The 1063-nt window shown below is 70.3% G+C and carries 1 protein-coding gene; it reads left to right on the forward strand.

What is annotated here, in order from left to right; all coding sequences use genetic code 11:
• Positions 1-793, forward strand: a 793-nt coding sequence (locus tag KN815_RS27660; RefSeq protein WP_253209281.1) for an OB-fold nucleic acid binding domain-containing protein, incomplete at its 5' end; no start/stop codon positions are given.
• Positions 794-1063: the final 270 nt, after the last annotated feature.

A 1063-nucleotide genomic window follows, 5' to 3' on the forward strand; every position in this document is an offset into this window, starting at 1 on the left:
GCTCACGGCGCACTACGAGGCGCTGATCGACAATGTGGTCGCGGTCAAGCGCAAAGAGGCCGAGGGGCAGTTCGACCTCTTCGGCGGCATGGCCGGGGACAGCGGGGACGGCGAGGGGCCGGGCTTCGGCCTCGACGTCGAGTTCTCGGACGTCGAATGGGAGAAGACCTATCTGCTGGCCCAGGAGCGGGAGATGCTGGGCCTGTATGTCTCCGATCATCCGCTGTTCGGCATCGAGCATGTGCTGAACGAGAAGGCGGACGCCGCGATCTCCGCGCTCACCGGGGGTGAGCACGCGGACGGCGCGATCGTCACCATCGGCGGGATCATCTCCGGTCTACAGCGCAAGATGACCAAACAGGGCAACGCCTGGGCCATCGCCACCGTGGAGGACCTGGCCGGCTCCATCGAGTGCATGTTCTTCCCCGCCACCTATCAGCTCGTCTCCACCCAGCTTGTCGAGGACGCGGTCGTCTTCGTCAAGGGCCGCCTCGACAAGCGCGAGGACGTGCCCCGGCTGGTCGCCATGGAGCTGATGGTCCCCGATCTGTCCGAGGCATCGGCCAACGCGCCCGTGACGATCACCATTCCCACGGTCAAGGTCACCCCGCCGCTGGTCGAGAAGCTGGGCGAGGTGCTCACCCACCACCGCGGCGCCACCGAGGTGCGGATCAAGCTCCAGGGGGCGCGGAAGACCACCGTGCTGCGGCTCGACCGGCACCGGGTCACCGCCGACCCGGCGCTCTTCGGCGATCTCAAGGTGCTGTTGGGGGCGTCCTGCCTGGCCGGATGAGCGCCCGGCGGCCTTGAGGCCGCCGCGAGCGCACCAGGGGCGCGCCCGCATCGGGCGCGCCCCTGGGGGCCGCGGTCACGCGGCCTGCCACCGCGGTGGCTCAGCGCCGGTCCGCGGTGCGTCAGTTGTGGCCGAAGCTCTTCTGCCGGCCCTTGCGTGCCGTCGAGGGGCTGCCCTCCGGCCGCATCGCCTGCGACTGCCCGTCCATCGACGGCTGCTGCTCGGCGGGGCGGTCCGCCGTGCCGCGCTCCTGACGCTGTTCCTGCTGCT

The organism is Streptomyces niphimycinicus (assembly GCF_018883605.1).
Taxonomy (GTDB): domain Bacteria; phylum Actinomycetota; class Actinomycetes; order Streptomycetales; family Streptomycetaceae; genus Streptomyces; species Streptomyces niphimycinicus.